At 68.0% G+C, this 16,238-nt stretch carries 11 protein-coding genes and 1 pseudogene; 3 read left to right on the plus strand and 9 right to left on the minus strand.

From position 1 onward, the window contains the following. Positions 1-331 precede the first annotated feature (331 nt). Positions 332-1,720: an aminotransferase family protein gene (locus WMF27_RS45355; RefSeq protein ID WP_437762646.1), complete on the plus strand. Its 1,389-nt coding sequence runs from the start codon at positions 332-334 to the stop codon at positions 1,718-1,720. Between the two features lie 48 nt (positions 1,721-1,768). Here the strand turns inward: WMF27_RS45355 and WMF27_RS45360 are convergent, their stop codons facing one another. From WMF27_RS45360 to WMF27_RS45375, 4 genes and pseudogenes are all read right to left on the minus strand, one after another. Then, complete coding sequence (locus WMF27_RS45360) at positions 1,769-3,904, minus strand: class I tRNA ligase family protein (RefSeq protein WP_437762645.1); 2,136 nt, start codon at positions 3,902-3,904, stop codon at positions 1,769-1,771. A gap of 116 nt (positions 3,905-4,020) precedes the next feature. Next, positions 4,021-4,989: a P1 family peptidase gene (locus tag WMF27_RS45365; protein ID WP_437762644.1), complete on the minus strand. Its 969-nt coding sequence runs from the start codon at positions 4,987-4,989 to the stop codon at positions 4,021-4,023. Positions 4,990-5,138: 149 nt separating this feature from the next. After that, the gene (locus WMF27_RS45370; RefSeq protein ID WP_437762643.1) at positions 5,139-6,506 is read right to left on the minus strand and encodes a radical SAM/SPASM domain-containing protein; all 1,368 of its coding nucleotides are present in this window, start codon (positions 6,504-6,506) and stop codon (positions 5,139-5,141) included. A gap of 734 nt (positions 6,507-7,240) precedes the next feature. Continuing rightward, positions 7,241-7,671: pseudogene (locus WMF27_RS45375) on the minus strand (IS1380 family transposase); the annotation flags it as partial. Between the two features lie 582 nt (positions 7,672-8,253). Here WMF27_RS45375 and WMF27_RS45380 point away from each other — a divergent pair. Next, positions 8,254-10,398, plus strand: coding sequence for a TonB-dependent receptor (locus WMF27_RS45380; RefSeq protein ID WP_437762642.1), 2,145 nt, complete (start codon positions 8,254-8,256; stop codon positions 10,396-10,398). Positions 10,399-10,736: 338 nt separating this feature from the next. On the opposite strand, the gene WMF27_RS45385 is transcribed toward WMF27_RS45380, so the two are convergent. Together WMF27_RS45385 and WMF27_RS45390 are read right to left on the minus strand one after the other, a co-directional pair. Further along, on the minus strand, positions 10,737-12,587 hold the full coding sequence (locus tag WMF27_RS45385) for a DUF459 domain-containing protein (RefSeq protein WP_437762641.1): 1,851 nt from the start codon (positions 12,585-12,587) through the stop codon (positions 10,737-10,739). Between the two features lie 93 nt (positions 12,588-12,680). Then, positions 12,681-13,766, minus strand: coding sequence for an aldo/keto reductase (locus tag WMF27_RS45390; protein ID WP_437762640.1), 1,086 nt, complete (start codon positions 13,764-13,766; stop codon positions 12,681-12,683). Positions 13,767-13,859: 93 nt separating this feature from the next. Between WMF27_RS45390 and WMF27_RS45395 the strand changes: the two genes are divergently transcribed. Beyond that, on the plus strand, positions 13,860-14,288 hold the full coding sequence (locus tag WMF27_RS45395; RefSeq protein ID WP_437762639.1) for a MarR family winged helix-turn-helix transcriptional regulator: 429 nt from the start codon (positions 13,860-13,862) through the stop codon (positions 14,286-14,288). A 15-nt stretch (positions 14,289-14,303) separates the two neighbouring features. Here WMF27_RS45395 and WMF27_RS45400 read toward each other — a convergent pair whose 3' ends face one another. From WMF27_RS45400 to WMF27_RS45410, 3 genes are read right to left on the minus strand one after another with little or no spacing between them, the layout of a single operon-like run. Continuing rightward, positions 14,304-14,774, minus strand: coding sequence for a hypothetical protein (locus WMF27_RS45400; RefSeq protein WP_437762638.1), 471 nt, complete (start codon positions 14,772-14,774; stop codon positions 14,304-14,306). A gap of 34 nt (positions 14,775-14,808) precedes the next feature. Then, complete coding sequence (locus WMF27_RS45405) at positions 14,809-15,324, minus strand: hypothetical protein (RefSeq protein WP_437762637.1); 516 nt, start codon at positions 15,322-15,324, stop codon at positions 14,809-14,811. A 19-nt stretch (positions 15,325-15,343) separates the two neighbouring features. Beyond that, positions 15,344-16,066: a hypothetical protein gene (locus tag WMF27_RS45410; RefSeq protein WP_437762636.1), complete on the minus strand. Its 723-nt coding sequence runs from the start codon at positions 16,064-16,066 to the stop codon at positions 15,344-15,346. Positions 16,067-16,238: the final 172 nt, after the last annotated feature.

A 16,238-nucleotide genomic window follows, 5' to 3' on the forward strand; every position in this document is an offset into this window, starting at 1 on the left:
GCTGCCGACTCGAAGACCGCCTGCCCGAAGAGGCGAACCAGTGACGCTCTCCTGCGAGGGTCAGGAGAGGGTCAGGCGAGGGTCAGACCAGATCCCCCGGGCGGCTGCGCAGCAAAGCAGGGTACGTTTCACGGTCGCTTCAACGACCGCTCGCTGCTGCGTTGTCCTACATTGGCCGCATCGTGGCAGGGCCGGCGGCTTCTCCTGCCGGAAGCCGTCCAGCCGACACGACGTTTCCTGGGCGCACAGGGCACGAGGCGCCCGTTGTATCCATCCTGCGATGATGTTATGCGGACGTTGTGCCCTTTTTCAAAGAGGAGCTCCCTTCCCCATGACGATGCGAGCGGCCCCCGGTGTCGTTGCGGACGTAGACGCAGCCTCCCTCCTGGAGGCTGGAAGCGAGCATGTCTGGCTACACGCCTCACCGTGGCGGGCGCTCGCGAGCCAGGAGGAGACGCGCATCCTCGCCGAGGGGCGGGGGTGCGTGGTGAAGGACGTGGACGGCAGGGAGTACATCGACGGCCTTGCGGGCATGTGGCTCGTCAACGTTGGCCACGGTCGCAAGGAGATCGGCGAGGCGATGGCCGCCCAGGCTGCCACGCTGGCGTACGGCAGCGCGACCCAGACGACCACCGTGCCAGCGATCAAGCTGGCCAAGACCCTCGCCGAGCTCGCGCCCGGAGACATCTCGGTGACCTTCTTTTGCAGCGGAGGCTCCGAGGCCGTTGAATCGGCCATCAAGATCGCGCGGCAGCACCACTACCTGAAGGGCATGCCGAAGCGGTTCAAGGTCGTCGGCCGGCGCGGCTCCTACCACGGCGCTACGCACGGGGCCATGAGCGTCAGCGGCGTCCGTGCGCTCAGCGAGCCGTACCACAGCCCCTACATGCACGGTGCGCTGCACGTGTCGCCGCCCTACTGCTATCGGTGCGATTACCGGAGGACGTATCCGGAGTGCGGCGTGTACTGCGTCGACGCCATCGAGCAGCTCATCGAGTTCGAGAGCCCGGAGACGGTCGCTGCTGTCATTGCCGAGCCGATCTCGGCGTCAAACGGCATCGTCGTCCCTCCGCCGGAGTACCTCCCGCGGCTGCGTGAGATCTGCGATCGGCACGGCGTGCTGTTGATCCTCGACGAGGTGATCACCGGCTTCGGGCGCACCGGAAAGATGTTTGCTTCCGAGCACTGGAACGTCACCGCAGACATCATGACGGTCGCCAAGGGCTTGAGCAGCGGCTATGCGCCCATCGGGGCCGCGCTGTGCCGGCCCAAGGTGGTCGAGCCGTTCATGCACGACAAGAGGCTCTCCCACCTCCTCACCTTCGGCGGCCACGCCGTCTCCTGCGCGGCGTCCCTTGCGAACATCGAGATCCTGCGCCGCGAGGGCCTGGTCGACAACGCGGCGCACGTAGGCGCGTACCTGCTGGAGCAGCTGAAGGAGCTCAAACGTCACCCGACGGTCGGCGATGTGCGAGGGCTTGGCCTGCTGCTCGGCGTCGAGCTGCTGAAAGATCGCGAGAGCGGGGGAAAGACGCCCCTGGCGCGGGACGCCATCAAGGCGCTCAGCACGCTCCTCATAGAACGTGGGCTCTTGACCCGCGTGGGGCACATCGTCTTTCTGGCGCCTCCGCTCTGCCTCACTCGCGCGGAAGCGGACCGCATCGTGGAGATCCTCGACGGCAGCCTGACGGAGGTGGAGCACAAGTTCGGGTACCGATGAGGGGCGCGGCGAGCGCGCCCCAGGCGCGTGTCCGCAGCTGCTCGCGGTTCACGCCGGGGCGTGCGCCGGCGTCGAGCGGCGCCGCCGCGCGGCCAGCAACAAGGTCTTCGATCCCTTCAGCCGGGTTCGAAAGATGTGGTCGCTGAGCAGCGGGTGAAACGGGTGGAGCATGCCAAGGAACCGATCGAGGCTCCGGGCAGCTACGCCGCCGTCCTTTGAGCGCACCCGGTCGAGATGGTCGAGCAGGCGCCCGTAGGCGATCCCGACCCGTCCGATCTCGAGATCCGCGTCGATCGACGCCTGCAGCGCATCCAGCGTGGGCTCTCCATCAGCCTCGTCGCCGCCCTCGTCGCCGGCGCGGAGCGGAAGCCCCATGAGCGCTTCCAGCAGGCCGAAGACCGTGGCGCGCGCGCGTTCGAGCAGATCGGGCCCGAGCCGCACCCACGCTTCCCCCTCCTTGCTGCCAGCCAGCCCGTAGTAGATGTACGCACGGACCACCTCGACCCCCTCCTGGGCGCAGAGCTCGGCGAGAGAGACGGTATTCCCGCTCGACTTGGTCATCTTCGCGCCCTGGTCGTCCACGATCAGGCCGTGGACATGAACGTTCTTGTAGGCGGCCTTGTCTTCGACCTCACCGCAAACCATGTTCGAGGTCGCGATCCAATAGAGATAGACGTCATGACCCGTGACCGTCAGGTCGGCCAAGGCTGGGCGTTCAGGCCAGACACTGACCGAGCGCGGCCAAACAGAGCCACTGAAGGTGAGCTGCATCACGTCGTCGCTCTCTCGAAGGTGGGTGGCGCCGCACGCCTTGCATCGCGCGACCGGCGTGGTGCTGACGGTCGGTCGCGCGCACGACACGCAGTCCCATACGGGCATCCGCTGCCCCCACAGCGACTGGCTCGACACGAGCCAGTCGCGGATGTTCGAGAATCCCCGCGACGTCTTCAGATCGCCGCCGTCCCACCAGAGCCCACGCATCTGTCCAGGGATCTGCAGGTAGCGCCGGAGCCAGTAGCGATAACCTAGCTCCCATGTCCGCGCGTTGAGCTTCACGGCATTTTCGCCGAGCCGTTTCAGCTCGTCTTCGGCCAGCCCATGGACGCGCAGATACCACTGCGCGGTCACCCTCGGCACGACCAGCACGCCGTCGAAGCCGATGGGGTTCGCCCGTTGCACCTTGGTCGACGCGGTCCGGATGATCTTTCCTGCCGCCTCGAGCTGCTCGGCCAGCTGGCGCCGGCACACCTCGATGTCGAGCCCTCCGCAGGCGTGAGGCCCGACCGCAATGGTCCCGTCGCTGGCATAGAGCTCCGGCACCGAGAGCATCCCTTGCTGGGCGAGCTCGTAGTCGAGCCCTGACGCGGAGGGGACGACGAGGATCGCCTCGCCGCGCCCCATGCCGCTGCGCGCGCCGACAGCGATGATCGGGACGAGCCGGTCGACCAACGGCAGGGCGATCGTCGTCCCGCGCAGACGCTCGAACGCGGGATGCTCCGGCTGGATGCCGATGGCGGTCGCGGCAAGGAGGAACTCGAGCCGGATGACGGATAGCTCGACCGGGCCGGTCGGGTGCTCCAGGCGCAGCAGGTACTTGAGCCCGTCCTCCTCGGTGCACTCGATACCGTCGCCGGGGAAGGGCATGTTCAGCGCGGGGCACCAGTTCGTCACGGCCTCGGCGCGGTAGATGACGTCGCGTTCGACCAGCTCGACAAAGGTTTCCTTGAGGACCCGGCTCCGCTCCTCGTCCATGGAGAACCACTCGTGATCCCAGTTTGCCGCGATGCTCAGCATCTTCATCTGCTGCACGATCAGCGCGCGGTACTCATTCGCGTATGTCTGGACGTAGTCCAGCATCCGCTCGCGGCCCAATGCGCGCGGCTCCAGCTTCCGCTGGCGGAGCTGCCGCTGCACGACGTTCTCCATCCGGGCGCCCCCGTGATCCGTTCCCGGTGGGAAGAAGACGTTGTAGCCTTGGAGGCGCCGGTGCCTGACCAGCGTGTCCTGCAGGATGAGGGAGAGGCCGTGGCCGAGGTGGAGCGGGCCGGTGACGTTCGGCGGCGGCATCAGCACGAAATAAGGCTCCCCGTCGCCCTCAAGGTCGAAGGCGCACGCCCCGTCCGCGATGAAGTTTTCCCTCTCTGTATCTTCTACGAGCGCGAGAAGGCTCCGATCATAAGCCATAAAGTGAAGTGCCTCGGCGCGGTTACGGGGAGCGCAGCAGATGGATCGAGACCAGAAGCAGCGTCGGAGCGCCTGCGCGCGGCGGGCGGCTCCTGGGTGCAGGCCGGTGCCCGCGGTCATGCACCGGGTCCACCTGCGAGTTGGGCGGAGCACGGAAGGCCGTCCACCGGAAGGGCGGCCCGCACGCCGCGCACGATCGCTTCCGCGCAGAGATCAGCCGCCGTCTGCCCTGCGACCAGGGGATGGACCGGCTTGTCTCCGACGGAGAGCACGATGACGATGTCGCCATCGTAGTGCGTGAAGACAGGCGAGATGACGCGGGCGAACCCGGCTCCCGCCATCCTTGCCGTCATGTCGCACTCGTTCGGGTTGAGCGCCGCGTCCGTCACGATGAGGACGAGCGTCGTGTTGCTGCCAGCGATCGGGCTCTCTTTCAGGAGCCCGCGGCGGGCGGCACGGGAAGCGTCGAGTAGCACATGCGAATCGGGCGCCGTCCGCGCTCCGGCGAGGATGCGCCCGCTCTCGGGATCCCGCACGTCACCGAAGGCGTTGACGACGGCCAGCGCGCCCATCGTGATGCCGTCCACGCGCGCCGACGTGGTGCCTATGCCGCCGGCCATGGCATGGCGCCAGTCGATGAACTTCCCCACCGTCGCGCCGGTCCCGGCGCCGACGTTGCCTTCGGCCACCTCCGTCCCGGCGCTCAGGCACGCCTGGTAGGCCATGTCCTCGGTCGGATAGATGCCCGGCTTGCCGGTGCGGAGATCGAAGATGGCGGCCGTGGGCACGAGAGGGACGACAAGATCGACCATCCGAAGCCCCAGCCCCTGCTCGCGCAGGTAGCGCTGGACACCACCGGTGGCCGAGAGGCCGAAGGCGCTCCCGCCCGTGAAGCAGATGCCGTGCACCGGCCTGGCAACACCGCGAGGGAGGAGGCTGTCGAAGCCCCGGGTGCTGGTTGCGCTCCCCAGGAATACGCCGACGCCTGTCGCGCCGCCCTCGAACAGCGCGACAGTCACGCCCGTGCGCCCTTCGATGTCCGTAAAATGGCCGACTCGTACGCCCGGTACGTCAGTGACTCTCATGGATCGAGCGCCTCAAGCGTCCTCTACGGGCCAAGGCATCCCCGACGGCATCCCTGGCCTGACCGTCGACCCTGCGCCGATTGAACGTCCGGCCGGAGCGTACCCGCCTCCGCCGAGATCGACCCGCGCGAGCCAGCTCCGCACCAGGATCAGAAATGCAGCACTTTGAGACCCGCGCGGTTCGGTGGCCTGGCCTCGGTCCACAGCGACTCGTCCTGCCAGATTTCCTTGAAAGAACGCTCGTAGATGTTCCCGAGGACGTGGTCGCGCAGCGTCGAGTTGGGTGTCACGCCCCCGTCGACGCGCACATAACACTGCAGACGCCCCATGCCACACGTCCCCTTGTAGCGCGCGATAACGCCCGGATTCTCCGGGTTGTAGTCGCAGGCACAGACGCCCAGCTGGGTCGCCGGCATCCGGTGAGCGACGCTCATGCGGCCGCGGTACTCTTCCTTCTTGCGCTTGATCACGGGCTGATAGCGCTCGATCTCTGCGAGGGTGAGGCCGCTTCCGGAGAAGATCGAGCGCGCACGGCCCTCGGCGACCATCGGGCGGAGCTTGACGCGGGCCGCGCCCCCTTCGGCGAGCGTGTCGATGAGCGGCTCGATCTCGCTGACGTTGCTGCGCTGGAGGCAGACGGTGACATTGACGTCGAACCCCGCGTCCGCCAGCAGCCGAACCCCCCGCATCGCCCGCTTGTAGGAGCCTTGCTTGCCACGAAGGCGATCGTGGGTCGCCTCCAGGCCATCAATGCTGATGACGAGCTGGAAGATGTTCGTCTCCAGCAGCCGCGCGATGTGCTTCTCATCGATGAACCAGCCGTTGGTCACGAACTCGGTGCTCATGCCGAGCCCCTCGGCCTGGTGAACGAGGTCGTAGAAGTCCGGCAGCATCATCGGCTCGCCGCCGATGAGCGTCAGCTGGAGCGCGCCCGAATCGGCGAATTGCTTGACAGCATCCGTCCTGCGCTCGCCGCGGTCCCCGCTCGGACCGGAGGCATTGTAGCAGAAGTCGCACGATAGATTGCAGTGCAGCGTCGGCTCCCAGAGCACGTTGATCGGGGAGCTCAGGCGATCGAAGACGTCGCTCTGCCGCTCGTGCACCTCGATCTTGACCGGCCGGCCGGGACAGCGCACGGTCGACCAACGGAGGAGACCGCCCTTCACGAGCCGCTCAATGGCGTGCAGCGTGCTCTCGAGGGTCACCGAGATGCCCGGGACACGCGAGAGATTGTCGTAGATCTCCGAGATGGTTCGCGCGCCGTCGATCTGCTCGAGGAGCATGATATCGAAGGCATCCAGCCGGGTGCGCTGATCATTGAGACACTGATAGCCGTCTCCGCCGAAGAATTCACGGCGGAATCGGGAGTACGGCATCGCGACCGGCACCGTCCCCGGCTCCGCGGGCGAATGCCTCCCCAGAAGGAGCTCTTCCTCTTTCAATGCACGGGTGACGTGTCGCTCGACGAGCGCTACACCCCGCGCCTTGCCCGCGGGCGTGTCCGGATGATCTCTCATCTAGTTAGGATCCTCCCTGAGCTGTTTAGGGATGTCCGAATCCTGCCTGCGTCCGTGCCAGTGCCGTCTGAACACTGTGTGCAGAGCCGACTCGGCTCGCGAACCGACGATAGGTGATTCGTCGCCTGGTGGGCGGAATATGCCCGCCCATCCACGAGGGATCATCGCTTCGAGGGGGCATTCCGTCGCGAGGCCAGCATGTGCCAACGCGTGCTCGGTGTCAACGGCTTTCTGAGGCGGCGATCCGCGACGTTTGCCTGTGGCATTTTACGTGTACTGGAAATCGCCGTCTCGTCACGAGGCCAAGGTCGGCTTACCGGCGGCAAGGACGGCACCGGGACGCGGAGCTGTTGGAGGGTAAAGATGACGGGGACGCCGGGCTTCGACACCCTCTCCGGGAGGCTCAAACGGATAGGAATGCATGCGCCGCCGGCGCCGCAACATCGGTGGCTCTGCTCCGTGATTCGTGGGCGCTGAACTACTATGGCGTCCCCGCCAACGCAAGGGCGCCAGCAAACGCTCCGCCGGCAAGTCGAGCATACCTGGTATCACGAGCTACAGAGGCGAACCCAGCGAGCGCGATGGAGGGTGGAGAAGATCCAGCCATTCGAGGCACGCTATCCGCCTCCGCCGACCCGCATCGTTCATCCCTGGTCCGAACGACCCTTCCACGGTCCGTAGACCGAAGGTGGGAGCCCGGTGCGGGGAATTCGCACGCCGGGCTCTGTCCGCGGGTCGACGACCCTGCTGTGGAGCGCTTCGAGCGCCTCCTCATCGAAGCGGCGCATGTCCCGGTACCCGGTAGACGGTGTCGATGCGCGGGACGGCCCCGCCCGCGAGGCGTGAGAAGAGCGGATCGACGGCGAGCGCCTCGATGCCGAAGACGCGCTCCTCGCCGGCGAGCGCGCTGTCCATCAGCAGCCGCATCTGCGCGGCCATCGGGTACATGACCGAGCGACAAGTCTTGAACCGGAAAAATCTGCGGTGCAAGGCCGCGTCGACCCCGAGCTCCCGGACGAAGGCGCGTAACGGGACGAGCCGTGCGACGTCTGTCAGGTCCTTCTCCGTGGGCGCGACGTGGATCTTGCAAGGGGCTGGCCGCCGGATTCGCCTTTGTTGCCGCCCGTCGCCGCGCCTCTCGAACCCCGGGCTCGCGCCGACGCACCCCGCCGGTGCTCGGCGTGCCCCTTCGGTTGAACGTCGCAACCCGGACGGGTTGCCACGCCGGAGCCTTCTTTCAAGGCGTTCCGTTGATGGCGTCGGATTTTTCTGGCCTCGGATCGGCATCGTGGGCGCGAAATCCACGCTGAAAGGTCGCCGAGGCGGCGGTGTGCCCGCGGCCAGGCGAGCGGGGTACCGGCGCTGCCGGGCGCTGGGACTGAGACACGCGCCGCAGGGCCTGCCCCACGCGCCTCACGAAGGGCTTGACATGGGCAATCATTCTAATGCTTACTACAATCCAGCTGCCCTTGGATCACAGTCTCCCGGCTCCAGGGACCGCCGTTGAATCGAAACGCGCCGGGAAGCGTTCGGTACCAGAGAGACTTGACTTCTCGGAGAACGTTTGGTTCTCATAGCCGTTCACGCGGGCCGTCTAGCGGGTGCATTTCGCAATCGTTTCCGGCGTATTCGAGTCCGATTTCCTTTCGCTCTCCTCTCGCTGCGTCGCCTGCACCCCAAGCGCCCTGATCCACTCGCCACCCCAGCGCTGCGGCTCCCCCGCCGCTCTTACGCCTGTGCTCCTGTCATGACCCTGCGCGCTCGCCCCCACGCTCTTGTCCCCACGCTCCTCGTCCTGCTTTCGGCCCAGATCGCCGGGGCGGCGGAACCCGACGCCACCGAGGCAGCACCCCCTGCCGCCGCGGCGCCTGCCGTCACGCGCGCATCGGGCGCGCCTCCGGCCGCCGAGCCCGCACCGGCGGACGCTCCCGACGGCGCACCGGCCGACCCTCCTCCTGAGCCGAGCCCCGAGGTCACCATCCGCGGCAGGCAGGTGGGCCCGCTCACCAGCGCCGACATCGTGACGTCGGTCGATGTCCTCGGAGCCGAGGAGATCAAGAAGCAGAGCCCGAGCGATCCGCTCGAGCTGCTCAAGCGTGTGCCGACCGTCTACATGGACTCCTATAACCAGGGCATCGCCAATGCCGAGATAGGGATCCGCGGATTCAGCACGCAGGCCGACGCCAATACGAAGCTTCTGATCGACGGCATCCCGGCCAACCTTCACATCGGTTACCCCGACATGAAGGCCGTCTTTCCGCTCGAGATCGAGCGCATCGAGGTCGTCAAGGGCACGAACGACCCGCGCTACGGGCTCTTCAACGTCGCCGGCAACATCAACGTCACCACGCGCAAGAGTGGCAGCGAGCGCTTCGCCCGGCTCCTCGCCGGCAGCTTCGGGACGATCGAGCCCCAAGTGCTCGTCGGCCATGAGAGCGGCGGCTTGAGCCAGACCTACTTTGCGGGCTACCGTGGGGCCGAGGGGTACCGCGACCATTCGAGAACGGACAAGGCCGCCGGGTCTGGCAAATGGTTCTATGAGCTGTCCAAGGAGCTCAAGGTCGGGCTCATCGTCAGGGCCATGTTCCTCGACGCAGACGCGCCCGGCTATCTCGGTCCCGAAGATGCGCGCTCGCACCCCACAAAGTCGCTCCTCTATGCGGGGAGCGACGGCGGCCGGCAGACGACCCTTCACGCGAGCCTCCACGCGGATTACGCCCTCGCCGACGGCCTGTCCTGGCAGCTGAAGGCGTACGGGCAGTCGTTCCTGCAAGACCGCTGGGTAACGTACGAGGCCGACACGGTCCAGCAGCTGCGGGCCCATGATGAGAAGCAATACGGTGGCAGCTCGGTGCTCACCCTGCGGACGCGCGGCCCCTGGGGGGCCGATGTGGCCGCCGAGTGGGGCATCGACTACCAGTTTCAGGATAACGTCCAGCAGCGCTTCCCCACGGCGAACCGCAAGCGGCTGCCGGACCCGATGCTCCGCGATCACGCCTTCAACTTCCACTCCATCGGCACCTATGCGCAGGCGAGTGTGAAGCCGATCGAGCCGCTCCTGCTGGTGGCCGGATTGCGGGCCGATCGCCTGGCCGGCGGCTTCACCGACCGGCTCAACGACGTCGAGCTCCCCATCAACGACTACGGCACCATCTGGCAGCCGAAGGCGAGTGTCAGGGTGACGCCGGTGAAGGGCCACAGCGTGTACGGCAACTACGGGCGATCGTTCCAGGTCGGCTCCGGAATCGGCGCCTACGCCGCTCCGGGGAGGGCGCCGCTCGAGCCGTCGATCAACGACGGCTGGGAGATCGGCTACAGGGCGAGCGTGTCCCCATGGCTCAATGCCCACCTCGCGTACTGGCAGCAGTTCGCGAGCGGCGAGGTGCGGCCCAAGGCGGACGAGTCGGGCGAATCCGAGAACGTCGGAGAGACGATGCGGCGCGGCTACGATGTCGAGCTCACCGTGCGCCCGATCGAGCCGGTCTCCATCTGGGGCTCGTTCAGCCGTCCCATCTCCGAGCAGGTCGAGCCGGGTCCCACCCGGCCCAAGCTCAAGGGCAAGGAGCTCGATCACGTGCCGAGCTTCCTCGCGAAAGCGGGGCTCGACGTCCGCCCCTTGCAGGGGCTGTTCGTCTCCCTGTGGTGCTACGCGCAGGGAGATTACTACCTGACCAAGGACAACAGCTCAGCCAAGGTCGGGGACTACATCGTCTTCAACGCGAACGCGTCCTATGATGTGACCGAGCGGCTCGTGCTCACCGTCCAGGTGGACAACATCTTGAATCGTGTCTACAACGCGTCCGCCTGGTACAAGGATTTCGGCACGCTCGAGAACCAGTTCAACCCGGGTGCCGCCCGCTCGGGCTACGTGACCGCGACGTTGAACTTCTGAGCGCGCGAACGCTCGGCCGTGGCCCAGGGTACGCGGAGAGCGCGTTCCGCCCGCTGTCTGCGCGAGCGGTGCTTTCCCGCGTAGCCGCGCGTTCTGCCGCGCGCTGTGCGAGCACGTCGAGATGCAGTGTCAGTACGACGATCCGGGCAGCGAGGACGAACGGCCCACGCCTATTACATCGGCGGTAAGACCGGCCTGCTGATTCGCCCCGTGAATTCGGAGTACGCCGGCGCCCGCTTTCACCAGGACAAGCCCGGCCTGCACCACCTGTGCTTCCGCGCCCGCAGCCGTGAGGACATTGTCTGAGGGCGTCGAGCTTCCCCAGCAGGCGTGCCCGCTCAGCGCGGCGGCCCGGAGTCCGCTGGAGAGCCGGTCACGCGCGGCTTCGCGCGGAGCTCCGCGAGCGTCCACCGCGCCACGCCGCGCGCCCCCTCGATCGTGAAATGCACGCCGTCGGGCCGGATCGCCCCGCCTTCGTACATGCGCCGGCACTCGCCCGCGGGGCAGATGTGCTCCTGGAGGTCGAGGAGCGCGACGTCGGGCAGCGTCGCGACGACCTTCCGGATCGAGCGGTTGATGCACGTCACCTGCGCGCGGACGTCCTTCGTCTCCCAGTCGCCGAGCGCGTAGGGGACGGTCGCCATCCAGACGCGCACGTCGGGGTTCCGGAGCTTGTCGAGGTTCGTGACGAGGTTCGTCTCGAAGCGCTCGTGCCACGCCGGCTTGCACGCCTTCGTCCACTCGTCGTTCGCCGTGATGCCGTGCATGAAGGCGCCGCCGAGGTAGAGGACCGCGGCGTCGGGCTTCGCCTGCGCGAGGAGCGCGGGCCACTCGGTCATGCCGCAGAGGTCCGCCATGATGGTGCAGCCGTCCCGCCCGTGGAGGTCCACCGCGATCCCGCGCTCCTGCAGGCCGCGGAGCGCCCAGCCGAGCGTGTTCGCGGTCGAGTCGCCGACGACGACGACGTGGAACGTGGCCTCGTCCTTCACGACGGAGGTGACGAGCGCGTGGATCATCGCGGAGCCCTTCGGCGCCTCGCCGTCCTGCGCGTGGGTCGCGCGGACGGCGATGAGCAGGCCGAGCGTGACGCCGGCCGGCACCGCCCAGAACGCGCGCCCCTTCGGTAGCCCGCGCTCGCGGATCGGCCTCTCGAGGAAGCGGTAGGAGACGAGCGCGACCGCGAAGGTGATCGCGAAGCGGAGCGCGGTGAGGGCGGGGCCGTGCAGGCGATCGCTCGACACGAACACGTGCACCGGCCAGTGCCAGAGGTAGACGCCGTAGCTGACGGTGCCGACCCACGCGAGCGGGCGCCACGCGAGCGCGCGCGCGACGAGGCTCCGCGAGCCCTGCACGGCGCACGCGATGAGGACGAGGGCCCCGAGCTCCGTGAGCCAGAACCCGCCGTGGTAGAGGAGCCACGACTGGCCGTCGAACACGGACCACGCGATCGCGAGGCCGACCGCCGAGGCGACGCCGGCGCCGTCGAGGAGGCGCACCGCGCCCGCGGAGAGCGCGGTGCGCGGCGTGAGCACCGTCGCGAGCGCGGCGCCGAGGAGGATGCCGGAGGCGCGCGTGTCCGTGCCCATGTACGCGCGCGTCGTGCTCTCCGGCGCGAAGAGGACGAGCATCGCGATCGCGGAGAGCGCGGCCAGCGCCAGCGTGAGGACGAGCACGCCGCGGCGCGACCACCGCGAGAGCACGAGGACGATGACGAGCGGCCAGACGACGTAGAACTGCTCCTCGATCGCCAGGCTCCACGTGTGCTCGAGCGGCGAGCGCGACGTGAAGAGCTCCCAGTAGCTCCTGTGCGCGTAGATGGCGCGCCAGTTCGCGACGTAGCCGAGCGTCGCGAGGACGTCGGCGCGGAGGCCGGGGAGCGCGCTCGGCGGCCCGAAGAGGCGACCGTGGAGCGCGACCACCGGGACGAGCGCGAGGAGCGCCGGGAGGAGCCGGCGCGCGCGGCGGATCCAGAAGTCCTTGAGCGAGATCGCGCCGCGCGCCTCGTGCTCCGCGAGGAGGAGCGACGTGATGAGGTAGCCCGAGAGGACGAAGAAGAGATCGACGCCGAGGAAGCCGCCGCGCAGCATCCCGTTCGCGTGGAAGAAGAGGACGCCGAGCAGGGCGAGCCCGCGCAGCCCGTCGAGCGCGGGCAGGTGAGGGAAGAGCGGGCGGCGGGCGGGAGTGTCCACGAGGCGAGGGGCGAGACTATCAAAACGCCCGGGCGGCGCCTCCCTTGCCGCGCGCTCGCGTCGCGCGGATCGCGCCGTGGTCGAGGTTACCCGTCAGTAGTGATCCCCCTTCTTCGTGACGCCGAAGGGGATGAGCTGCGACGGTTGGCCGTTGATCGTCGTCCCCCCGGCCTGGATCATGTGCGCCAGATTGAGGAACTCGGCGGGGAAGTTCAGCTTCGGAGCGGTGAGCGCGTCGAGCGCCGCCGTCTGCTCCGGCGTGAGCTTCACCTCGAGCGCCCTCACGTTGTCGTCGAGCTGCGCCAGCGTGCGCGCCCCGATGATCGTGGACGACACCGCCGGGCGCGCCTGCACCCAGCTGAGGGCGACGCGCGCGACGGTGGTCTCGAGCTGCTTGGCGATCCGCTCGAGCTCGTCGATCACCGTGTAGCTCCTCTCGTCGAGGTAGCTCGCGGTCCACTGCCGCCCTTCCGGCTTGACCGTCGCGGCGTTCCTCCGCGTGTACTTGCCGCTCAGGATCCCGCTCCGCAGGGGCGACCACGGCGTCACCCCCAGCCCGAGCTCCTGGGCCATGGGGATCAGCTCCCCTTCGACCGTCCGCTCGAGGAGCGAATACTCGATCTGCAGCCCGATGAACGGCGCCCATCCGCGGAACTGAGCGATCAGCTGCCCTTGAGTCACCTTCCACGCAGGGGTGTCGGACACGCCGATATAACGCACCTTCCCCGACTGGACGAGATCGTGGAGCGCCGCCATGGTCTCCTCGATCGGCGTGAACTTGTCCCAGTTGTGCAGCCAGTAGAGATCGATGTAGTCGGTGCGCAGCCGGCGGAGCGACTGCTCGCAGGCGGCGAGGATCGATTTGCGGTTCGAGCCGCCGCCGTTGGGATCACCGACGTACAGGTTTCCGCTGAACTTCGTGGCGATCACCAGCCGGTCGCGCTTCTGCCGGTCGTGGCCGAGGTGGTCCCCGATGATCTTCTCCGAGTGTCCTTTGGTGTAGACGTTCGCCGTATCGATGAAGTTCCCACCGAGCTCGATGAAGCGGTCGAGGATGGCTTCGGAGTCCTTGACGCTGCTCCCCCAGCCCAGGTCCTCTCCGAACGTCATGGCGCCGAGGCAAAAGGGGCTCACCCGCAGACCTGAGCGACCGAGCGTGACATAATGATCGAGCGGCATCGCATCATCTCCGGAGCTGGTTCCGTTTGGAACAGTTTAATGTTAAACTAATAACGCCGCGCCGCTCCATCGTCAAGCGCGAGCAGAAAGAACATGGACAAGCCTTCGCCCTGGGAGCTCTGGACGCTGAACTTCGAGTTCAGCATGGCGGTCATGGCCGAGGTGGAGCCCGAGGTGCGCGCGCTGGGGCTCGAGATGAAGGAGTTCCTCCTCCTCGGCAAGCTCGACGACCACCCTTATCCTGCCGAGCTGGCGCGCGCGCTGATCACGCCCAAGCCTTCGATCACCTTCATGGTGAAGCGGATGGAGGCGGCCGGCTTCGTCCAGCGTGAGACGGAGGCGGGCGATCTGCGGCGCTTTCGGCTGACGCTCACCCGCTCGGGGCGCAAGGCGATGGAGGCGGCGCGGGCGATCCTCGACGACGCCTTCGGGCGAAGGCTCGCGCGGATCTCGGCAGGCGAGCGCGCCGAGCTGGCGCGGCTCCTCACGCGGCTGATGGGGGAGCGCGCTCGCCCGCGCTGACGGCCGCCCTCGCGTTCACTCGTAGTCGCGCCGCAGCTCTTCGTAGAACGCGTCGCTCATGAGGTAGTCTGCCCACCACTGCTCGACCGGCGTCACGCCCCGGCGCTGCTGGAAGAGCACCAGATCGTCCAGCTCGCCGTCGTACCAGCCCCACAAAAACCGGGCCCGCAGCACGTCCACGTTTCGCCCGCGGAGCTCGGCCACCGCGTCCTCGAGCGACTCGTCGTCGAACTCGTCGACCAGCGCCTCCGCCTCGTCGATGATCTCGCCGAGGTAGGCCAGGCCCTTCTTGGTGAGCTCGAACCGCGCCTTGCGGCGGTTGACCTCGACGAGGTCCGCGTTCACGAGCTCCTGCAGGACGTCCTCCAGCGGGCTCAGCTCGGACGGCAGCACGAGCGGCATCTCCATGCCTCCGTCGGCGGGCTTCAGGTCCATCTTCTTCAGCACGTAGATGCCGGCATAGACCAGCTTCTGCTCGCGTGACACGATCGGCTGCTGTCTGCGTCCTTCGAACATCGCCTCACTCCGCGGCGCGCCAGGCCTCCGCCTCGAGGCGGATGTGCCGGCGACCGTCTGCGTCGGTGTCGAGCCACGCGTCGACGTCGCCGTCGGCGTAGTACACGGGGGTGCGCCCCGCCGCCTCCGGCCGCCGGATGCGCGCGGCGTGGGGGTTGCACATGGCGAGCACGATGGCGCGCTCGCCGGAGAGCGCGGCCGGCAGCCAGCGCTCGAGGAACGCCGACAGGAGCACGGTCACCGAGTAGTCCTTGGCGACCTCCTCGACGAAGAACTCGAGCTCCACGTCATCGGGCAGCACCTCCGGCTCGTCCGCGGCGTGCACCGCCACGACGAGCGCGTCGGTCAGCCGGAGCGGCCCTCGATCCGCGCGGCCGTCCAGCCAGAGAGCGTCCACCCGGCACCAGCCGAACTGCGTGGACTCCACGTCCGGCTCGTCACGGTGCTGCTCGAGGTTCAGCAGCTCCAGCGCGGGACGGCAGCGGAACGGGAGCTCGGAGATGCTTCGCAGCGGCTGCATCGCGGCGGCCGGCGCGCGGCTACGCGACCAGGCGCTCGGGCCTGCGGCCTCGCTCGCTGCGGCGGACGCCGAAGCGCGAGCCGGCGCCGGACTTGCCGCCCCCGAAGCGGCTGCCGCCGGCGTTGTTGTAGCGCCGCCCGGTCTGCGACGACCTGCTGTGGTCGACGCTGGACGGGTTCGAGGCGCGGTACGCCTCGCGGTGGGATCGCAGATCGGGCGCGCGGCCGGGCGGCGTGGTGTACGGCTGCGTGTACACCGGCACGTAATTCGGGCGCAGCGCCGACGACACCATGGCGCCGAGGAGCATGCCCGACGCCAGGCTCATCACCGGCGAGTGGTAGTACCCGTAGGGGCCGAACCCGGACGTCTGGATCTGCGCGGCGCCTTCGCCCGAGACGTCACGGCGGATCGAGAACACCTTCTCGGGGTCCTGCACGCTGCCGTCGCTGTTCTTGTCGAAGAACCCGGTGACGACCTGCGTCTTGGCGTCCAGGTCCTGTACGGCGACGCTGATGACCTCGCTCCCCTGGTAGATCTCGTTGACGCGCCGCTCGAAGTCCTCGGGCCCCTCGGCCGCCTTGAAGGCCTCGTTGACCTTGTCGAAGTCGAGCTCGACGGTGGTGTTCTCGGTGGTCGCCCACCGCTCTCTGGACCGCCCGCCGCTGCCGCTGGTATCGCAACCGGCGGTCGCGACGGCGAGGGCTGTCATGAGCACGACGGGCAGGGTGGTCTTCGTCATCATGTGGAACAATCTGTCTGGTGCCGACGGGGGATTCTGTCAAGCAGGCGGGGCGGTGCGCTCGAGCTTGAACGCGGCGCACGGGTCCGCGCCGAGCTGGAAGTCCCGGCTCGGCAAAGTATTCCCCGCCGGGGCCCTCCAGGTCCAGGGAGAGCCCGGGCGCGTTCGTCTCCGC

Source organism: Sorangium sp. So ce281, assembly GCF_051527395.1.
GTDB lineage: Bacteria > Myxococcota_A > Polyangia > Polyangiales > Polyangiaceae > Sorangium > Sorangium cellulosum_B.